Origin of the sequence: Pseudomonas sp. B20 (assembly GCF_020515755.1) — a bacterium.
GTDB lineage: Bacteria > Pseudomonadota > Gammaproteobacteria > Pseudomonadales > Pseudomonadaceae > Aquipseudomonas > Aquipseudomonas syringae.
On the sequence record NZ_JAHPJG010000002.1, the window covers coordinates 189,614 to 204,117 of the forward strand.

16 protein-coding genes and 1 pseudogene are annotated in these 14,504 nt (G+C 59.1%); 9 read left to right on the forward strand and 8 right to left on the reverse strand.

Annotation, left to right across the window (positions count from 1 at the left end):
- Positions 1 to 66: 66 nt before the first annotated feature.
- Positions 67 to 1,962 (reverse strand): potassium transporter Kup, encoded by a 1,896-nt coding sequence (locus LIX91_RS03705; protein WP_046236736.1) that lies wholly within the window; start codon positions 1,960 to 1,962, stop codon positions 67 to 69.
- A 333-nt stretch (positions 1,963 to 2,295) separates the two neighbouring features.
- Here LIX91_RS03705 and LIX91_RS03710 point away from each other — a divergent pair, with 333 nt between their 5' ends.
- From LIX91_RS03710 to tsaA, 6 genes are all read left to right on the forward strand, one after another.
- A complete protein-coding gene (locus tag LIX91_RS03710; protein ID WP_226487994.1) occupies positions 2,296 to 3,387 on the forward strand; it encodes a catalase family protein in 1,092 nt (363 codons plus the stop codon).
- A 311-nt stretch (positions 3,388 to 3,698) separates the two neighbouring features.
- The gene (gene rimO, locus LIX91_RS03715; RefSeq protein WP_003415573.1) at positions 3,699 to 5,042 is read left to right on the forward strand and encodes a 30S ribosomal protein S12 methylthiotransferase RimO; all 1,344 of its coding nucleotides are present in this window, start codon (positions 3,699 to 3,701) and stop codon (positions 5,040 to 5,042) included.
- A 102-nt stretch (positions 5,043 to 5,144) separates the two neighbouring features.
- Entirely contained in the window at positions 5,145 to 5,585 is a 441-nt protein-coding gene (locus tag LIX91_RS03720; RefSeq protein WP_226487995.1) for a GNAT family N-acetyltransferase, read from the forward strand.
- Between the two features lie 92 nt (positions 5,586 to 5,677).
- A complete protein-coding gene (locus LIX91_RS03725; protein ID WP_003339519.1) occupies positions 5,678 to 6,388 on the forward strand; it encodes an rRNA pseudouridine synthase in 711 nt (236 codons plus the stop codon).
- A gap of 79 nt (positions 6,389 to 6,467) precedes the next feature.
- Positions 6,468 to 6,929: a DUF1456 family protein gene (locus LIX91_RS03730; protein ID WP_003314340.1), complete on the forward strand. Its 462-nt coding sequence runs from the start codon at positions 6,468 to 6,470 to the stop codon at positions 6,927 to 6,929.
- A gap of 10 nt (positions 6,930 to 6,939) precedes the next feature.
- Positions 6,940 to 7,632, forward strand: a complete 693-nt coding sequence (gene tsaA, locus LIX91_RS03735; RefSeq protein ID WP_003415570.1) for a tRNA (N6-threonylcarbamoyladenosine(37)-N6)-methyltransferase TrmO — start codon at positions 6,940 to 6,942, stop codon at positions 7,630 to 7,632.
- Between the two features lie 96 nt (positions 7,633 to 7,728).
- Here the strand turns inward: tsaA and fpr are convergent, their stop codons facing one another.
- The gene (gene fpr / locus LIX91_RS03740; protein ID WP_002554680.1) at positions 7,729 to 8,508 is read right to left on the reverse strand and encodes a ferredoxin-NADP reductase; all 780 of its coding nucleotides are present in this window, start codon (positions 8,506 to 8,508) and stop codon (positions 7,729 to 7,731) included.
- 123 nt (positions 8,509 to 8,631) lie between these two features.
- On the opposite strand from fpr, the gene LIX91_RS03745 reads away from it, so the two are divergent.
- The gene (locus LIX91_RS03745) at positions 8,632 to 9,558 is read left to right on the forward strand and encodes a LysR family transcriptional regulator (protein WP_003339525.1); all 927 of its coding nucleotides are present in this window, start codon (positions 8,632 to 8,634) and stop codon (positions 9,556 to 9,558) included.
- 19 nt (positions 9,559 to 9,577) lie between these two features.
- Here LIX91_RS03745 and LIX91_RS03750 read toward each other — a convergent pair whose 3' ends face one another.
- From LIX91_RS03750 to LIX91_RS03765, 4 genes are all read right to left on the reverse strand, one after another.
- A complete protein-coding gene (locus LIX91_RS03750) occupies positions 9,578 to 9,943 on the reverse strand; it encodes a diacylglycerol kinase (protein WP_003314336.1) in 366 nt (121 codons plus the stop codon).
- An 82-nt stretch (positions 9,944 to 10,025) separates the two neighbouring features.
- Positions 10,026 to 10,673 (reverse strand): response regulator transcription factor ErdR, encoded by a 648-nt coding sequence (gene erdR, locus LIX91_RS03755; RefSeq protein WP_003415565.1) that lies wholly within the window; start codon positions 10,671 to 10,673, stop codon positions 10,026 to 10,028.
- A 15-nt stretch (positions 10,674 to 10,688) separates the two neighbouring features.
- Positions 10,689 to 10,871, reverse strand: a complete 183-nt coding sequence (locus LIX91_RS03760) for a hypothetical protein (protein WP_100072161.1) — start codon at positions 10,869 to 10,871, stop codon at positions 10,689 to 10,691.
- 46 nt (positions 10,872 to 10,917) lie between these two features.
- Positions 10,918 to 11,628, reverse strand: a complete 711-nt coding sequence (locus LIX91_RS03765; RefSeq protein WP_003415564.1) for a tRNA-uridine aminocarboxypropyltransferase — start codon at positions 11,626 to 11,628, stop codon at positions 10,918 to 10,920.
- A 254-nt stretch (positions 11,629 to 11,882) separates the two neighbouring features.
- Between LIX91_RS03765 and LIX91_RS03770 the strand changes: the two genes are divergently transcribed.
- Both LIX91_RS03770 and LIX91_RS03775 read left to right on the forward strand, forming a co-directional pair.
- Positions 11,883 to 12,299, forward strand: a complete 417-nt coding sequence (locus tag LIX91_RS03770) for a quorum-sensing-regulated virulence factor family protein (protein WP_003314332.1) — start codon at positions 11,883 to 11,885, stop codon at positions 12,297 to 12,299.
- 193 nt (positions 12,300 to 12,492) lie between these two features.
- Entirely contained in the window at positions 12,493 to 13,605 is a 1,113-nt protein-coding gene (locus LIX91_RS03775; protein WP_226487996.1) for an LOG family protein, read from the forward strand.
- Positions 13,606 to 13,618: 13 nt separating this feature from the next.
- On the opposite strand, the gene recX is transcribed toward LIX91_RS03775, so the two are convergent.
- Both recX and LIX91_RS03785 read right to left on the reverse strand, forming a co-directional pair.
- Positions 13,619 to 14,086 carry a recombination regulator RecX gene (gene recX, locus LIX91_RS03780; protein ID WP_003339537.1) on the reverse strand — a complete coding sequence of 156 codons (468 nt, stop codon included), beginning with the start codon at positions 14,084 to 14,086 and terminating at the stop codon, positions 13,619 to 13,621.
- Between the two features lie 5 nt (positions 14,087 to 14,091).
- Positions 14,092 to 14,504: pseudogene (locus LIX91_RS03785) on the reverse strand (DNA recombination/repair protein RecA); the annotation flags it as partial.

Genomic DNA, 14,504 nt, shown 5'->3' on the forward strand with positions numbered 1-14,504 from the left:
AAAATCCCGGCACCGTGAGGTGGCCGGGATTTTTTTATCTGCGCTGCCGGACGACCCGGCCAACGTTTACATCTCCACTTGGGTACCCAACTCGATCACCCGGTTGAACGGCAGCTTGAAGAAGCGCAGGTTGCCGTTGGCGTTCTTGAGCATGAAAGCGAACAACGCTTCACGCCAGCGCGCCATGCCGTCCATCTTGGACGGGATCACCGTCTCGCGGCTGAGGAAGTACGTGGTGCGCATGGGACTGAAGTCCAGCTCCGGCAAATGACACAGGGCCAGCGCAGCCGGTACATCGGGCTCATCGATAAAGCCGAAGTGCAGGATCACCCGATAGAAGCCTTCGCCATAGGATTCCACTTCGAAGCGCTGAGCGGACGGTACACGCGGCGAATCTTCATACACCACCGTCAACAGCACCACTTGCTCATGTAACACCTGGTTGTGCAGCATGTTGTGCAGCAGCGCATGGGGCACGGCGTCCGAACGTGCTGTCAGGAACACTGCCGTGCCCTGTACCCGATGCGGCGGCTGGACGCGAATACTGCCGATGAAGATCGGCAATGGCAGGCCGCCCTCGTCGATTCGCTCCGCAAGCAATTGCTTGCCGCGCTTCCAGGTGGTCATGAGGATAAACAGCACCGCGCCCGCCAGTACCGGGAAGGCCCCGCCCTGGAAGATCTTCGGCACGTTGGCCGCGAAGAACAGACCGTCCACCAGCAGCAGGCAGATCAGCAGCGGAACGGCCAGCAACGGCGGCCATTTCCAGAGCATAAGCATGACGGTCGACACCAGAATGGTGGTGCAGAGCATGGTCCCGGTCACCGCGACGCCGTAGGCAGACGCCAGCGCACCAGACGACTCGAAGCCGATCACCAGCAGAATCACACCCGCCATAAGCGCCCAGTTGACGGCACCGATGTAGATCTGGCCTTGCGCGTCGCTGGAGGTGTGCTGGATATGCATGCGTGGAATGTAGCCCAGCTGGATCGCCTGCAGTGTCATCGAGAAGGCGCCGGAGATCACCGCTTGCGAGGCAATGATGGTGGCCATCGTCGACAGACCGATCAGTGGCAGCAGCGCCCAGCCCGGCGCCAGCAGGTAGAACGGGTTACGAACCGTTTCAGGATTGCCCAGCACCAGCGCACCCTGGCCGAAATAGTTGAGCAGCAGCGCAGGCAGCACGAGGATGAACCACGCACGTGAAATCGGCTTGCGGCCGAAGTGGCCCATGTCGGCATACAGCGCTTCGGCCCCCGTCAGGGCAAGCACCACAGCACCCAGAATGGCCACACCAATGCCCGGATGGATGATGAAGAAATTCACACCCCATGCCGGATTGACCGCTTTCAGCACTTCCGGCGACTGCATGATGCCGTAGACACCCAGCGCGCCGAGCACCAGAAACCAGGTCACCATCACCGGGCCGAACAGCACGCCGATGCGCGCGGTGCCATGACGCTGAATCAGAAACAGGCCCACCAGCACAACCAGCGCCATGGGCACGATCCAGTGATCGAGGCCGTCGAACGCCAGTTCCAGCCCTTCCATCGCCGACAACACCGAAACTGCCGGGGTGATCATACTGTCACCGTAGAACAATGCGGCGCCGAACAGTCCGAACACCACCATCATCATTTGCAGCCGGGGATGCTTGGCCGATGCACGCCGCGCCAGGGCCATCAGCGCCATGATGCCGCCCTCGCCCTGGTTATCGGCACGCAGGACGAACGCCATGTATTTGAAGGAAACCACCCAGATCAGCGACCAGAAGATCAGCGACAGCACGCCGAGAATCGCGTCATGGGTCACGTCCACACCGTAACCACCCTGAAACACCTCCTTGAGGGTGTACAGCGGACTGGTGCCGATGTCGCCGTAAACCACCCCTACCGCGGCGATCAGCAACCCGATGGGCTTGGCAGTGCCTCCGGCCTCCGCATGACTGTTTGCTTGACTCATCCACTACTCCCGGAAACCAGACATGAGGTTCAACACTGAGAACATCACAAGGCGTAACAATTCAGATTCAGCCAGACATTGACATGCCTCGGCGCGATGGCGCGAAGCATAACGCAGCACTCGTCGTAATTCTTGGTGAAACGCAGATCGTCGCAACGATCCGGCCTGCCACCCTGCCTTGATCACTCTCTGTTGAAGGCGTTTTTTGAGGCAACGTTTCTCATGGAACGACAAAAATATCGGCCGGTCATTACTTAAGCCTGCCGCATCAGGGGTCTTCAAGAACCGCATCGACGCCCGGGCACCCTGATTACCTCTGATCGAGATGTCCTGATGACTACACAAAGCCTGACTGTCCAGCCCTTGCCCTTCCAGCCCTCATTTGAAGTCGTTCCGGACGATGAAGCGCAGACCAGCAAAGAGCTGGTCGAAGCCATGCACTCCATCCTCGAGACCACGTATCAAGACACGGGGCACGCCATTCGCAGTGTGCACGCCAAGGCTCACGGCTTGCTCCATGGTCAGATTCAGGTCTACGGCGACCTGCCCGAGCCGTTGGCCCAGGGTGCCTTTGCCAGGCCCGGCATCTTCCCGGTGGTCATGCGCTTTTCGACCAACCCGGGCGACATTCTCGACGACAAGGTGTCCACGCCCAGAGGCCTGGCCATCAAACTGGTCGGCGTCGAAGGCCCGCGCTTGCCTGGCAGCACAGAGGCAACCACTCAGGATTTCGTCATGCAAAACGCCAAGGCCTTTACCGCCAAGGACCCCAAGGCCTTCCTGAAGACCTTGAAGCTGCTGGCCAAGACGACCGACAAGGCGCCGAGCATGAAACGCGCGCTGTCTGCCGTCCTGCGCGGCATCGAGTCGGTGATCGAGTCTGCCGGTGGCGAAAGTGGCACACTGAGAAGTCTCGGCGGGCACCCGATGACCCATATCCTCGGCGAGACGTTCTACACCGTCGTACCGTTTCTATACGGCCCCTACTACGCCAAACTCAGCGTCGTGCCCGTCTCTGCCGAGCTGACTGCGCTGACCGACAAGGCTGTGGACCTGAAAGACAACCCGGACGGTCTGCGCGAAGCGGTCAAAGCGTTCTTTCTTGAACACGATGCCAGTTGGGAAGTCCGCGTCCAGTTGGCCACGGATCTGGAGAAAATGCCGATCGAGGACGCCTCGGCGATCTGGCCGGAAGACCTCAGCCCTTACGTAACCGTCGCTCGAATCGATGTGCCCCGCCAGTCTTCGTGGTCAGAGCAAAACATCCAGGAAATCGACGAAGCCATGGCATTCAGCCCATGGCATGGCCTTGAGGCGCATCGTCCGTTGGGCGGCGTCATGCGCGTGCGCAAACCAGCCTATGAACACTCGGCGGGCTTTCGCAGTCAGCACAATGGCTGCCCGATGCATGAACCGCGGCGCTAAGAGCATGTGAAAGTCAGTTCAGGCCTGCACAGGTGGGCCTGAACTTCATTCAAAATGTCCCCGTCACCCGTTGCAACATCGGCCATCCTCCTCGATACACTGCGTGTAACCGACTTACTGTCGGTGGTAATGCAATCGGCTGAGCACGCGCTGGCCTCGGCTGCGTCTCGCGTACGTCGTAATTCTCATGCAAACGCTGGTCATCCTGCCCACTCGCCGCTAGAATTGCGCACTTTTTGATCAGAGGCGCAGCAAGCGCCCAGTCAGCGCCTGCGCTTCGCGTCCGGGTGCCCTTCACGCCGAGGTTTGCCATGTCCACCGTCACCACGCCGTCCGCCCCCAAGGTTGGATTCGTTTCACTGGGTTGCCCAAAGGCACTCGTTGACTCTGAACGCATCCTGACCCAGCTGCGCATGGAAGGTTACGAAGTCGTTGCGACCTACGAGGACGCCGACGTGGTGGTGGTCAACACCTGTGGCTTCATCGATACGGCCAAGGCCGAGTCGCTCGAAGTGATCGGCGAAGCCATCAAGGAAAACGGCAAGGTCATCGTGACCGGCTGCATGGGCGTCGATGCGAGTGTCATTCGCAATGTGCATCCGAGCGTGCTGTCGGTGACCGGCCCGCAGCAGTACGAACAGGTGGTCAACGCGGTGCACGATGTCGTGCCGCCCCGCCAGGATCACAATCCGTTGATCGACCTGGTGCCGCCACAAGGTGTCAAACTGACCCCGCGTCACTACGCGTATCTGAAAATTTCCGAAGGCTGCAACCACAGTTGCAGCTTCTGCATCATCCCGTCGATGCGCGGCAAACTGGTCAGCCGCCCGGTGGGTGATGTGCTGGACGAGGCCAAGCGCCTGGTCAAATCCGGTGTGAAGGAACTGCTGGTCATTTCCCAGGACACCAGCGCCTATGGCGTTGACGTCAAATACCGCACCGGTTTCTGGGACGGTCAGCCGGTCAAAACCCGCATGACCGAGCTGTGCCAGGCGCTGGGCTCGATGGGCGTCTGGGTGCGCCTGCACTATGTCTACCCGTACCCGCACGTCGACGAACTGATCCCGTTGATGGCCGCTGGCAAGATCCTGCCGTACCTGGACATCCCGTTCCAGCACGCCAGCCCGAAAATCCTCAAACTGATGAAGCGTCCGGCCTTCGAAGACAAGACCCTGGCACGCATCAAGAACTGGCGCGAGCAGTGCCCTGACCTGATCATCCGTTCGACCTTCATCGTCGGCTTTCCCGGCGAAACCGAAGAAGACTTCCAGTACCTGCTGGACTGGCTGACCGAAGCGCAGCTGGACCGGGTTGGCTGCTTCCAGTACTCGCCGGTTGAAGGCGCGCCCGCCAATCTGCTGGACGCGGCCATCGTGCCGGACGACGTCAAGCAGGATCGCTGGGATCGTTTCATGGCTCATCAGCAGGCAATCAGCGCTGCGCGCCTGCAGATGAAGATCGGCAAGGAAATCGAAGTGCTGATCGACGAAGTCGACGATCGTGGTGCCGTGGGCCGCTGCTTCTTCGACGCCCCGGAAATCGACGGTAACGTGTTCATCGGCCTGGAAGACGGCAGCACCGTTCAGCCCGGCGACAAGATCATGTGCCGAGTGACCGATGCCGACGAATACGACCTGTGGGCCGAGATGCTCTAAGTATTCTCCCTGGTCGCAAACCAAAGCCCTGCCCTTTAACCGGCAGGGCTTTTTCGTCTCTGGCTGTTGTCTATCCAGGACCGGCTTAAAGGAGGACGCGATATGCAGCTATACACACCGGATACCCATGATTACCCGGAATTGACCGAGGTATGGGAACGCTCGGTGCGCGCGACCCATGACTTTCTGCCAGACGCCTACATCACCCGGCTCAAAGGGCTGCCGCCGCAGTATCTGGGCAGTGTGACCCTGTTCTGTACGAGGGATGAGCAGCTCAACATCACCGGCTTTGCAGGCGCGCACAAAGACAGTCTGGATATTCTGTTCATCGACCCGAAGCATCGCGGCCAGAAGCTGGGCACGCAGTTGCTGACTCATGCAATCGAGCAGTTCAATATCCGCGAGCTGGACGTCAACGAGCAGAATACGCAGGCATTGGGGTTTTACCGCAGGCAGGGTTTCGAGGTTGTCAGCCGCTCTGAAATCGATGGTCTGGGCCAACCTTACCCCATGCTCAGAATGCGCCTGATCAGTCGTAACTGACACCGATTGCAGCGCAAATGCAATGTTGCCGCGATTAACCGTCGCCGGGCGGTTACAATGGCGACTTTATTTTAGCAAACGGCTTTTTTGTCATGACAGACCCCATTCGCCTTTCCAAACGCCTTATCGAGCTGGTCGGTTGCTCCCGCCGGGAGGCCGAACTGTTTATCGAGGGTGGCTGGGTCACTGTGGACGGCGAGGTCATCGAAGAGCCGCACTTCAAGGTCAGCACCCAGAAAATCGAGCTCAGCCCGGATGCCAAGGCCGATTCTCCGGAGCCTGTGACAATCATCTTGCACAAACCCGCCTCGGCAAGCGCCGAAGAGGCTTTGCAGATGATTACGCCGGGCACGCTCTCCGTAGAGCACAGCTACAGCAAGCGTCCGCTCAAGGGCCATTTCATGCGCCTTGAAGCGATTTCAAGCCTGCAGGCCAATGCCAGCGGCTTGATGGTGTTCAGCCAGGACTGGAAGATCCTGCGCAAGCTCACCGATGACCGCAGCAAGATCGAGCAGGAATACGTGGTGGAGATCTCGGGCGAGATGGTTGCTCATGGCCTCAACCGGCTGAACCACGGTCTGACCTACAAAGGCAAGGAGCTGCCAGCCGTGAAAGCCAGCTGGCAGAACGAGAACCGCCTGCGTTTTGCGATGAAAAATCCGCAGCCCGGCATTATCGCCCTGCTGTGCGAGGCCGTCGGCCTGAAGATCGTCGCCATTCGCCGCATCCGCATCGGCGGCGTGTCCATGGGCAAACTGCCCGAGGGCCAGTGGCGCTACATGACGGCCAAGGAAAAGTTCTGACCCTCGCGCCACCCACCTTATTACAGCGCGCATGGCCACCGTCATGCGCTGCCCTACGACTTATCAGGAAACACGCCTCATGATGAACAACGACGTACTGCGCAGCGTGCGCTACATGCTCGATATCAGCGACAGCAAGATTGTCGAGATCACCGCACTGACCGGTTTTGAAGTGTCGAAAAGCGATGTCATCGCCTTCATGAAAAAAGAGGAAGAAGAAGGCTACCTGGATTGCAGCGATGAAATCATGGCGCACTTCCTCGATGGCCTGGTCTACTTCAAGCGTGGCAAGGACGAAAGTCGTCCGCCCCAGGCGATCGATTTGCCGATCACCAACAATATCGTCCTGAAAAAACTGCGCGTGGCGTTCGAACTGAAAGAAGACGACATGCACGCCATCCTCAAATCGGTCGACTTCCCGGTTTCCAAACCAGAACTGAGCGCCCTGTTCCGCAAGGTCGGACACACCAACTATCGCGCCTGTGGCGATCAACTGCTGCGCAATTTCCTCAAGGGCCTGACCCTGCGCGTGCGCGGCTGAACCAGCCTCGATGAGCTACAACGTCTCCCCTGTCGGCTTCGTGCGCTCCTGCTTCAAGGAGAAATTCGCCATCCCGCGCCAGCCACAACTGGCCCCGGCGGCACGCGGTGTACTGGAGCTGGTGGCACCGTTCGATCAGGGTGAAGCGGTTCAGGGGCTGGAACAGGTCAGTCATGTCTGGCTGCTGTTTCTGTTCCACCTGGCGCTGGAAGACAAGCCCCGCCTGAAGGTGCGCCCGCCGCGCCTGGGTGGCAACCAGTCAATGGGCGTGTTCGCCACCCGCGCCACCCATCGCCCCAATGGCATCGGCCAGTCGGTGGTCAAGCTGGACAAGGTCGAGCCTGGGCGACTCTGGCTGTCCGGCATCGACCTGCTGGATGGCACGCCGGTGCTGGACATCAAGCCCTACGTACCCTACGCCGATGCAATCGCCGACGCGACCAACCACATCGCCAGTGCTGCGCCAGCCCTGATACCGGTGCACTGGCAAGACGCCGCGCTGCAACAGGCTCGCGAACACGCGCTGCGCCTGAATGAGCCGCTGGTCGAACTGATCGAGCAGTGTCTGGCCCAGGACCCGCGCCCGGCCTATCAGCTACCCACGCCGGAACGTCGCTATGGTGCTCAGTTCTGGGATCTGGACGTGCGCTGGCACTACCCGCAGGCGGGTGTGATTTGCGTGCTGGAAGTGCTGCTCGCCTGAAGCCGCTGCTTGCCTGAGCTGATTGGGGCGAAAAAACCCGCGCAACAAAAACCCGCCTGATCCACTCAAGGAAGAGGCGGGTCTTGTGCAGCCGGCTTACTTCTCGACGAAAGCACGCTCGATCAGATAGTCGCCCGGCTCACGCATACGCGGCGAAACGGTCAGGCCGAAGCTGTTGAGCACTTCGCTGGTCTCGTCGAGCATGCTCGGGCTGCCGCACAACATGGCACGGTCATCCTGCGGGTTGATCGGTGGCAGGCCGATGTCGCTGAACAGCTTGCCACTGCGCATCAGGTCGGTCAGACGACCTTCGTTCTCGAAGGGCTCGCGGGTGACCGTCGGGTAGTAGATCAGCTTGTCACGCAGCGCTTCGCCGAAGAATTCATTCTGCGGCAGGTGCTCGGTGATGAATTCGCGATAGGCGACTTCGTTCACGTAACGCACGCCGTGGCAGAGGATGACTTTCTCGAAACGCTCGTAGGTTTCGGGATCCTGGATGACACTCATGAACGGCGCAAGGCCGGTACCGGTGCTCAGCAGGTACAGATGCTTGCCCGGCTTGAGATCGTCCAGCACCAGCGTACCCGTAGGCTTCTTGCTGATGATGATCTCGTCACCTTCCTTGAGGTGCTGCAGCTGGGAAGTCAGCGGGCCGTCCGGCACCTTGATGCTGAAGAATTCCAGATGCTCTTCCCAGTTCGGGCTGGCAATCGAATAAGCACGCATGAGCGGACGACCGTTTGGCTGCTGCAGACCGATCATCACGAACTGACCGTTCTCGAAACGCAAACCAGGGTCGCGGGTGCACTTGAAACTGAAGAGGGTGTCGTTCCAGTGGTGGACGCTGAGGACACGCTCGTGGTTCATGTTGCTCATGTACGTGAGGACTCCTGAAAAAATAGTGCGCGCAGAAGCACTGCGCTATTGCGCGACATTCTAGTGGCAGACACAATATCTGTTAAATGAATTATCAAGATATAGGTTATCGGTTATATAGATATGCGATTTACTCTCCGTCAGCTCCAGGTATTTGTGGCCGTCGCCCGGCAGGAAAGCGTCTCCAAAGCCGCGGTACTGCTTTCGCTTTCGCAGTCGGCTGCCAGCACCTCCATCACCGAGCTGGAGCGCCAGTCGAGCTGCCAGCTGTTTGACCGCGCCGGCAAGCGCCTCAGCCTCAACGCCACCGGCAGGCAATTGCTGCCGCAAGCCGTCGCGCTGCTCGATCAGGCCAAGGAAATCGAAGACCTGCTCAATGGCAAGTCGGGCTTCGGCTCCCTGGCGGTCGGGGCGACGCTGACGATCGGCAATTACCTGGCGACGCTGCTGATCGGCGGCTACATGCAGCGCCACCCGGAAAGCCAGGTCAAGCTGCATGTCCAGAACACCGCGCATATCGTGCAACAGGTTGCGCACTACGAGATCGATCTGGGCCTCATCGAAGGCGATTGCAGCCACCCGGACATCGAAGTGCAATCCTGGGTCGAAGACGAACTTGTGGTGTTCTGCGCCCCGCAGCATCCGCTGGCCAAGCGCGCGCAGGTAACGCTGGAGGAGCTGACCCATGAAGCCTGGATTCTCCGGGAACAGGGCTCCGGCACACGCCTGACCTTCGACCAGGCGATGCGTCATCATCGTAACGGGCTGAATGTCCGGCTGGAGCTCGAGCACACCGAAGCCATCAAGCGCGCAGTCGAATCCGGGCTGGGCATTGGCTGCATTTCCAGACTGGCGCTGCGCGATGCCTTTCGTCGCGGCAATCTGGTGGAACTGGCCACGCCCGAGCTGGACCTGGCCAGGCAGTTCTACTTCATCTGGCACAAACAGAAATACCAGACCTCGGCCATGCGCGAGTTCCTCGAGCTGTGCCGCGCGTTCACCGCCGGAGTGCAGCGCAGCGACGAGATCGTGCTGCCCAGCCTGTATTGACGGTCTGTATCGAAAGGCGTCAGCCCAGCAGAATGATCGCCCACACCAGACCGATCATGCTCAGGGCGATGAACTGTGCAGCACTGCCCATGTCCTTGGCGTTCTTGGACAGCGGGTGCAAGTCCAGGGAGATACGGTCAATGGCCGCCTCTACGGCCGAGTTAAGCAACTCGACGATCAGCGCCAGCAGGCACACGGCAACCAGCAGGGCATGCTCGCCCTTGCTGACGTGCAGGAAAAACGACAGCGGAATCAGGACCACGTTGAGCAGCACCAGCTGGCGGAAGGCCGCTTCACCTTTGAAGGCTGCGCGCATACCGTCCAGTGAGTAACCAGCGGCGTTAAGAATACGTTTCAGACCGGTTTGGCCTTTGAAGGGCGACATAGAGAGACTGCTGTGTAAAAAGATGAGGAAAGCTAAGGCAATACAGGTCAAAAAAGCGTGAATGCTCGCAACCTGAAAGCCGTCAGCTGGACGAAATGGACTCAAGCTGCTGTAACAACAATGCTGCCTGGGTACGCGTGCGTACGCCAAGCTTGCGGAAAATCGCCGTGACATGTGCCTTGATGGTGGCTTCGGACACGCTGAGCTCGGAAGCGATCTGCTTGTTCAGCAAGCCTTCACAGACCATCGTCAACACTCGAAACTGCTGCGGCGTCAGGCTGGCAAGGCCTGCGCTGGCAGCCTTTGCTTCGTCTGAAACACTGATCACTTCATTGACCTGCGGCGGCCACCAGACGTCACCGTCAAGCACCGTGCGTACCGCCTGCTGAATGACTTCCAGCGAGCTGGATTTGGGAATGAAGCCACTGGCGCCAAACTCTTTGGAGCGCACCACGATGGAAGCTTCTTCCTGCGCCGAGACCATCACCACCGGTATCTGCGGGTACTGGCCACGCAACAGGACCAGCCCGGAGAAACCATAGGCACCCGGCATGTTCAGGTCCAGCAGAACCAGATCCCAATCAGCTTTTTCCCCCAGCCGCGACTCAAGCTGGGCAATGCTTTCTGCCTCGACCAGCCTTGCTTCAGGCCCCAGGCCGATGCTCAGCGCCTGATGCAGCGCACTGCGAAACAGGGGATGATCATCAGCGATCAGGATGTCGTAGGTCATGTAATGATCCTGTTTTTATAGTGAGGGGCCGAAGAATCGGCCGCCCAGCGAGGCTGGCGAACGCTCGGTGCGAAACCCGTAGCGGGCTCCGGCGCACTGCCAGACCAGATGAATCGGCTTCCAGGCGGCGCCAAGCATGCCCAGCATGGCCATGACGGTCAAGCGCGAAGCGTCGATACCCGGGAACATAGATGGCAATTAGCCAAACCCGCGCAGTTCGACCAACCCTGGTTTTCAAAAGCCTTCAAATGAACGCCTTCAAATGGGTATGCGCCACATCATCAGGATCAATCGGGTTCTGGAACTTGGCGCCCAGATAATGAGCGCTGAAGACGTCCAGATAAGCATCCAGCACGCCGCTGGCACTGGTGTCACCGGCCAGTTCCAGACACAGGGCGGCCACTTCCGCCGTGCAGAAGTGGTCGTCGCGCCTGGATCGACGCAAACGGTAGCGCGAGATCTGCTCGGGTTCCAGACTCAAGACCGGAAACCGCTCCAGATAAGGACTCTTGCGAAACATCTTGCGCGCTTCGGTCCAGGTCGCATCCAGCAGAATGAACAGCGGGCGCTTGCCATCCAGGCGCGAGACCTTATTGACCACGCGCTCCTCGGCGACAAATTCTCCGGGAAACACGATGTAAGGCTGCCACTGCGGGTCGTCCAGCAAGGCGAGCAGTTGCTCATCGACTTCTATCCGCGACCAGAGGAAGGCATGAGTGTCCTTGATCACATCGGCGATCAGCCAACCGGTGTTGGTCGGTTTCAAGGGCTCGGTGTCATACATCAGCAGGCAGATGCCTGAATCGGCAGCGACGCTGGGGCGCCACTCGCACAGACAATAGCTGGAGATCACCCGGCATTCCGGGCAGCGCGGCGCGCGCGAGCCACGGGCAATAAAAGGCCTGGTACTGCGGGCCAGACGCTCATCGCGCAGGCGGGAAACGGCATGGCTCATTACAGGACATGCCTGCGGGGGAAAGACATCGACACCACAAAGACTCGGCAGGATTAAAGTCCGCGCAGTTTATCAGAGGCCCGGCACTTCAACGCGCTTTCGATCCGGCGGCCTCTTTTCATACAGAGCCTAGGCCCGATCAAGACTCCTGCTCTATACTGCTGCGCCATCGCACCCCGCCCTATCGGTGGGCGGCCCGGAACGCACTTTGAAGTCGCTGGTCCAACGGCCAGTGACTTAATCAGGAGAGTTTAATGCTGCGCCTTATCGTACCCACCCTTACGCTTTTGCTCGTTGCTCCACTGTGCGCCCAAGCGGCGTCGAAACAGGAGTTCGAACTCAGCAAGATGCTGGAAAAAGTCGCTAAGGAAAGCAGTGTCGGCACGCCGCGAGCGATCAACGAAGACATCCTCGATCAGGGCTATACCGTCAGCGGCAACCAGTTGATCAACCACCTGAGCGTTCGTGAAGGCCAGGCTCAGCAGATGCGCGCCAATCCGGACGTGATGCGCAACCAGCTGGGTAACAGCGTTTGCCACAACAATGGTTTCCGCCAGTTGATGACCAAGGGGGCCGTACTCAAGTATCAGTTCACCGAGTACAAGACCAACCGCCCGGTTGTGACGCAGACCTTTCAGGCTTCCGACTGCACTGTAAAGCCCAAGCAGTAAGCTACGCCCGACATGTAGCCGCCCCCCGCGCGCCTGTCCCTCAGGCGCGTCAGTCGAGCAATACTCAAGACATCCTGCAACTAATCCACCCTGATAATGAACAGGGTATGGGTAGCCTTTCTCTGCAAACCGGGACATCATCGATTCAACACGCCCCACCAGGCCATTGATCCAGCAGGAGGAAAAATCCCGAATGCCGTATGTACCTGACGATCTTTTATCCCGACACTTTCAAAGCGACGGTCTCGACCTGACCAGCAAGATTGAAGAGCACCTCAATGAGGTGGCTCCGGACACGAAAAACCTGCCGCTGTACCGCGACATGATGCTCACGGTGCTGCGCATGGCCCAGGATGACCGCAACCGCTGGGACGTCAAGATAACGCTGCAAACCCTGCGCGAACTGGACAAAGCCTTTCGGGTGCTCGAGCGTTTCAAGGGCCGCCGCAAAGTCACTGTGTTCGGCTCCGCCCGTACACCAATGGAACATCCGCTGTACGCACAAGCCACAGAGCTGGGTGAAAAACTGGCCCGCTCCGACATGATGGTGATCACCGGTGCAGGCGGCGGCATCATGGCTGCAGCCCATGCCGGTGCAGGCTTGAAACACAGCCTTGGGTTCAACATTACCCTGCCCTTCGAACAGCACGCCAACCCGACTGTAGAAGGCAGCGAAAACCTGCTGCCCTTCCACTTCTTCTTTACGCGCAAGCTGTTCTTCGTCAAGGAAGCCGACGCGCTGGTGCTATGCCCAGGCGGCTTCGGAACTCTGGATGAAGCCCTGGAAGTGCTGACACTGATACAAACCGGCAAAAGCCCGTTGGTGCCTGTCGTATTGCTGGACACGCCTGGCGGAAGTTTCTGGCAAGGTGCACTGGACTTCATCAAGCATCAGTTGCAGGACAATCACTACATTCTGCCAGCCGACATGAAGCTGATGAGGCTGGTTTACAGCGCCGATGAAGCGGTAGAAGAGATCGACCGGTTTTATGCGAACTTCCATTCCAGCCGCTGGCTGAAAAACAAGTTCGTGATCCGTATGCATCATGCGCTGAACGAACAGGCCCTGGAGCACATGCAGGAAGCGTTCGCTGACCTGTGCATCAATGAAAACTTTCATCAGCACAGTTATCAGGGCGAAGAGCACGATGAAGCGCAATTCAGCCACCTGACACGACTGGCGTTCACCTTCACAGGACGCAATCAGGGCAGGCTTCGGGAACTGGTGGATTACATCAATCAACAGGAAAACTGGGAAGACGCTTCAGTGACAAGGGACGCAGCTCGGAATCGGGCGCCACAGTAAGCGCCCGGATATATCAGTCATCCCCGCCACGGCCGCTTAACAAGCGGCCGATCATTTCCAGCGGATAGCCGCGATAACTCAGAAAACGCCCCTGCTTGGCTCGCTCGCGCGCATCGACAGGCAGGGCACCGGCAAACTTGCGCTGCCAGAGCTCGTGAAGCTTCTCCTGCCAATCAACGCCGCACTCCCTGAGCGCCTGCTCAATGTCGGCACGTTGCAAGCCTCGCTGGCCAAGCTCTTCTCGAATACGAACAGGACCGTAGCCCGAACGTGCCCGGTAAGAAACGAAGCTTTCGAGGTAACGGGATTCAGAGAGCAGACCTTCCTCGACCAGACGATCAAGGGCTGCATCGATAAGCTCGGGGGGAGCGCCGCGCTGACGCAGTTTACGCGTCAGCTCGACTCGACCGTGCTCGCGACGAGCGAGCAGGTCCATTGCAGTGCGCCTGACGGCGACGGGTGTATCGAGCACGGCAGGCATGGCTATCAGATATCGACATCTGCTTCAGACATGTCATCGGCAGCCACTGCTTCACGGGAGCCGACAGCCTTGGTATCAACGCCAGGGGTCAGCAACTTGTCGCGGATCTGCTTCTCGAGCGCTTTGCAGATTTCCGGGTTATCCGCCAGGAACTTGGCCGAGTTGGCCTTGCCCTGACCGATCTTGCTGCCCTGGTAGCTGTACCAGGCGCCGGACTTCTCGACAAAACCGTGCAGAACGGCCAGATCGACGATTTCACCGTTCAGGTAGATACCCTTGCCGTAAAGAATCTGGAACTCGGCCTGACGAAACGGCGGAGCTACCTTGTTCTTCACAACCTTGACGCGGGTTTCGCTGCCGACAACTTCATCGCCTTCCTTGACCGCGCCTGTACGGCGGATGTCCAGACGTACCGAAG

What these genes read in the sequence shown, in the direction of transcription:
- LIX91_RS03770 (WP_003314332.1), top strand. Translation starts at nt 11,883, where the DNA reads ATGCTGCGCCTTATCGTACCCACCCTTACGCTTTTGCTCGTTGCTCCA.
- LIX91_RS03775 (WP_226487996.1), top strand. Translation starts at nt 12,493, where the DNA reads ATGCCGTATGTACCTGACGATCTTTTATCCCGACACTTTCAAAGCGAC.
- LIX91_RS03745 (WP_003339525.1), top strand. Translation starts at nt 8,632, where the DNA reads ATGCGATTTACTCTCCGTCAGCTCCAGGTATTTGTGGCCGTCGCCCGG.
- tsaA (WP_003415570.1), top strand. Translation starts at nt 6,940, where the DNA reads ATGAGCTACAACGTCTCCCCTGTCGGCTTCGTGCGCTCCTGCTTCAAG.
- fpr (WP_002554680.1), bottom strand. Translation starts at nt 8,508, where the DNA reads ATGAGCAACATGAACCACGAGCGTGTCCTCAGCGTCCACCACTGGAAC.
- LIX91_RS03750 (WP_003314336.1), bottom strand. Translation starts at nt 9,943, where the DNA reads ATGTCGCCCTTCAAAGGCCAAACCGGTCTGAAACGTATTCTTAACGCC.
- erdR (WP_003415565.1), bottom strand. Translation starts at nt 10,673, where the DNA reads ATGACCTACGACATCCTGATCGCTGATGATCATCCCCTGTTTCGCAGT.
- LIX91_RS03705 (WP_046236736.1), bottom strand. Translation starts at nt 1,962, where the DNA reads ATGAGTCAAGCAAACAGTCATGCGGAGGCCGGAGGCACTGCCAAGCCC.
- LIX91_RS03765 (WP_003415564.1), bottom strand. Translation starts at nt 11,628, where the DNA reads ATGAGCCATGCCGTTTCCCGCCTGCGCGATGAGCGTCTGGCCCGCAGT.
- LIX91_RS03730 (WP_003314340.1), top strand. Translation starts at nt 6,468, where the DNA reads ATGATGAACAACGACGTACTGCGCAGCGTGCGCTACATGCTCGATATC.
- recX (WP_003339537.1), bottom strand. Translation starts at nt 14,086, where the DNA reads ATGCCTGCCGTGCTCGATACACCCGTCGCCGTCAGGCGCACTGCAATG.
- rimO (WP_003415573.1), top strand. Translation starts at nt 3,699, where the DNA reads ATGTCCACCGTCACCACGCCGTCCGCCCCCAAGGTTGGATTCGTTTCA.
- LIX91_RS03725 (WP_003339519.1), top strand. Translation starts at nt 5,678, where the DNA reads ATGACAGACCCCATTCGCCTTTCCAAACGCCTTATCGAGCTGGTCGGT.
- LIX91_RS03710 (WP_226487994.1), top strand. Translation starts at nt 2,296, where the DNA reads ATGACTACACAAAGCCTGACTGTCCAGCCCTTGCCCTTCCAGCCCTCA.
- LIX91_RS03720 (WP_226487995.1), top strand. Translation starts at nt 5,145, where the DNA reads ATGCAGCTATACACACCGGATACCCATGATTACCCGGAATTGACCGAG.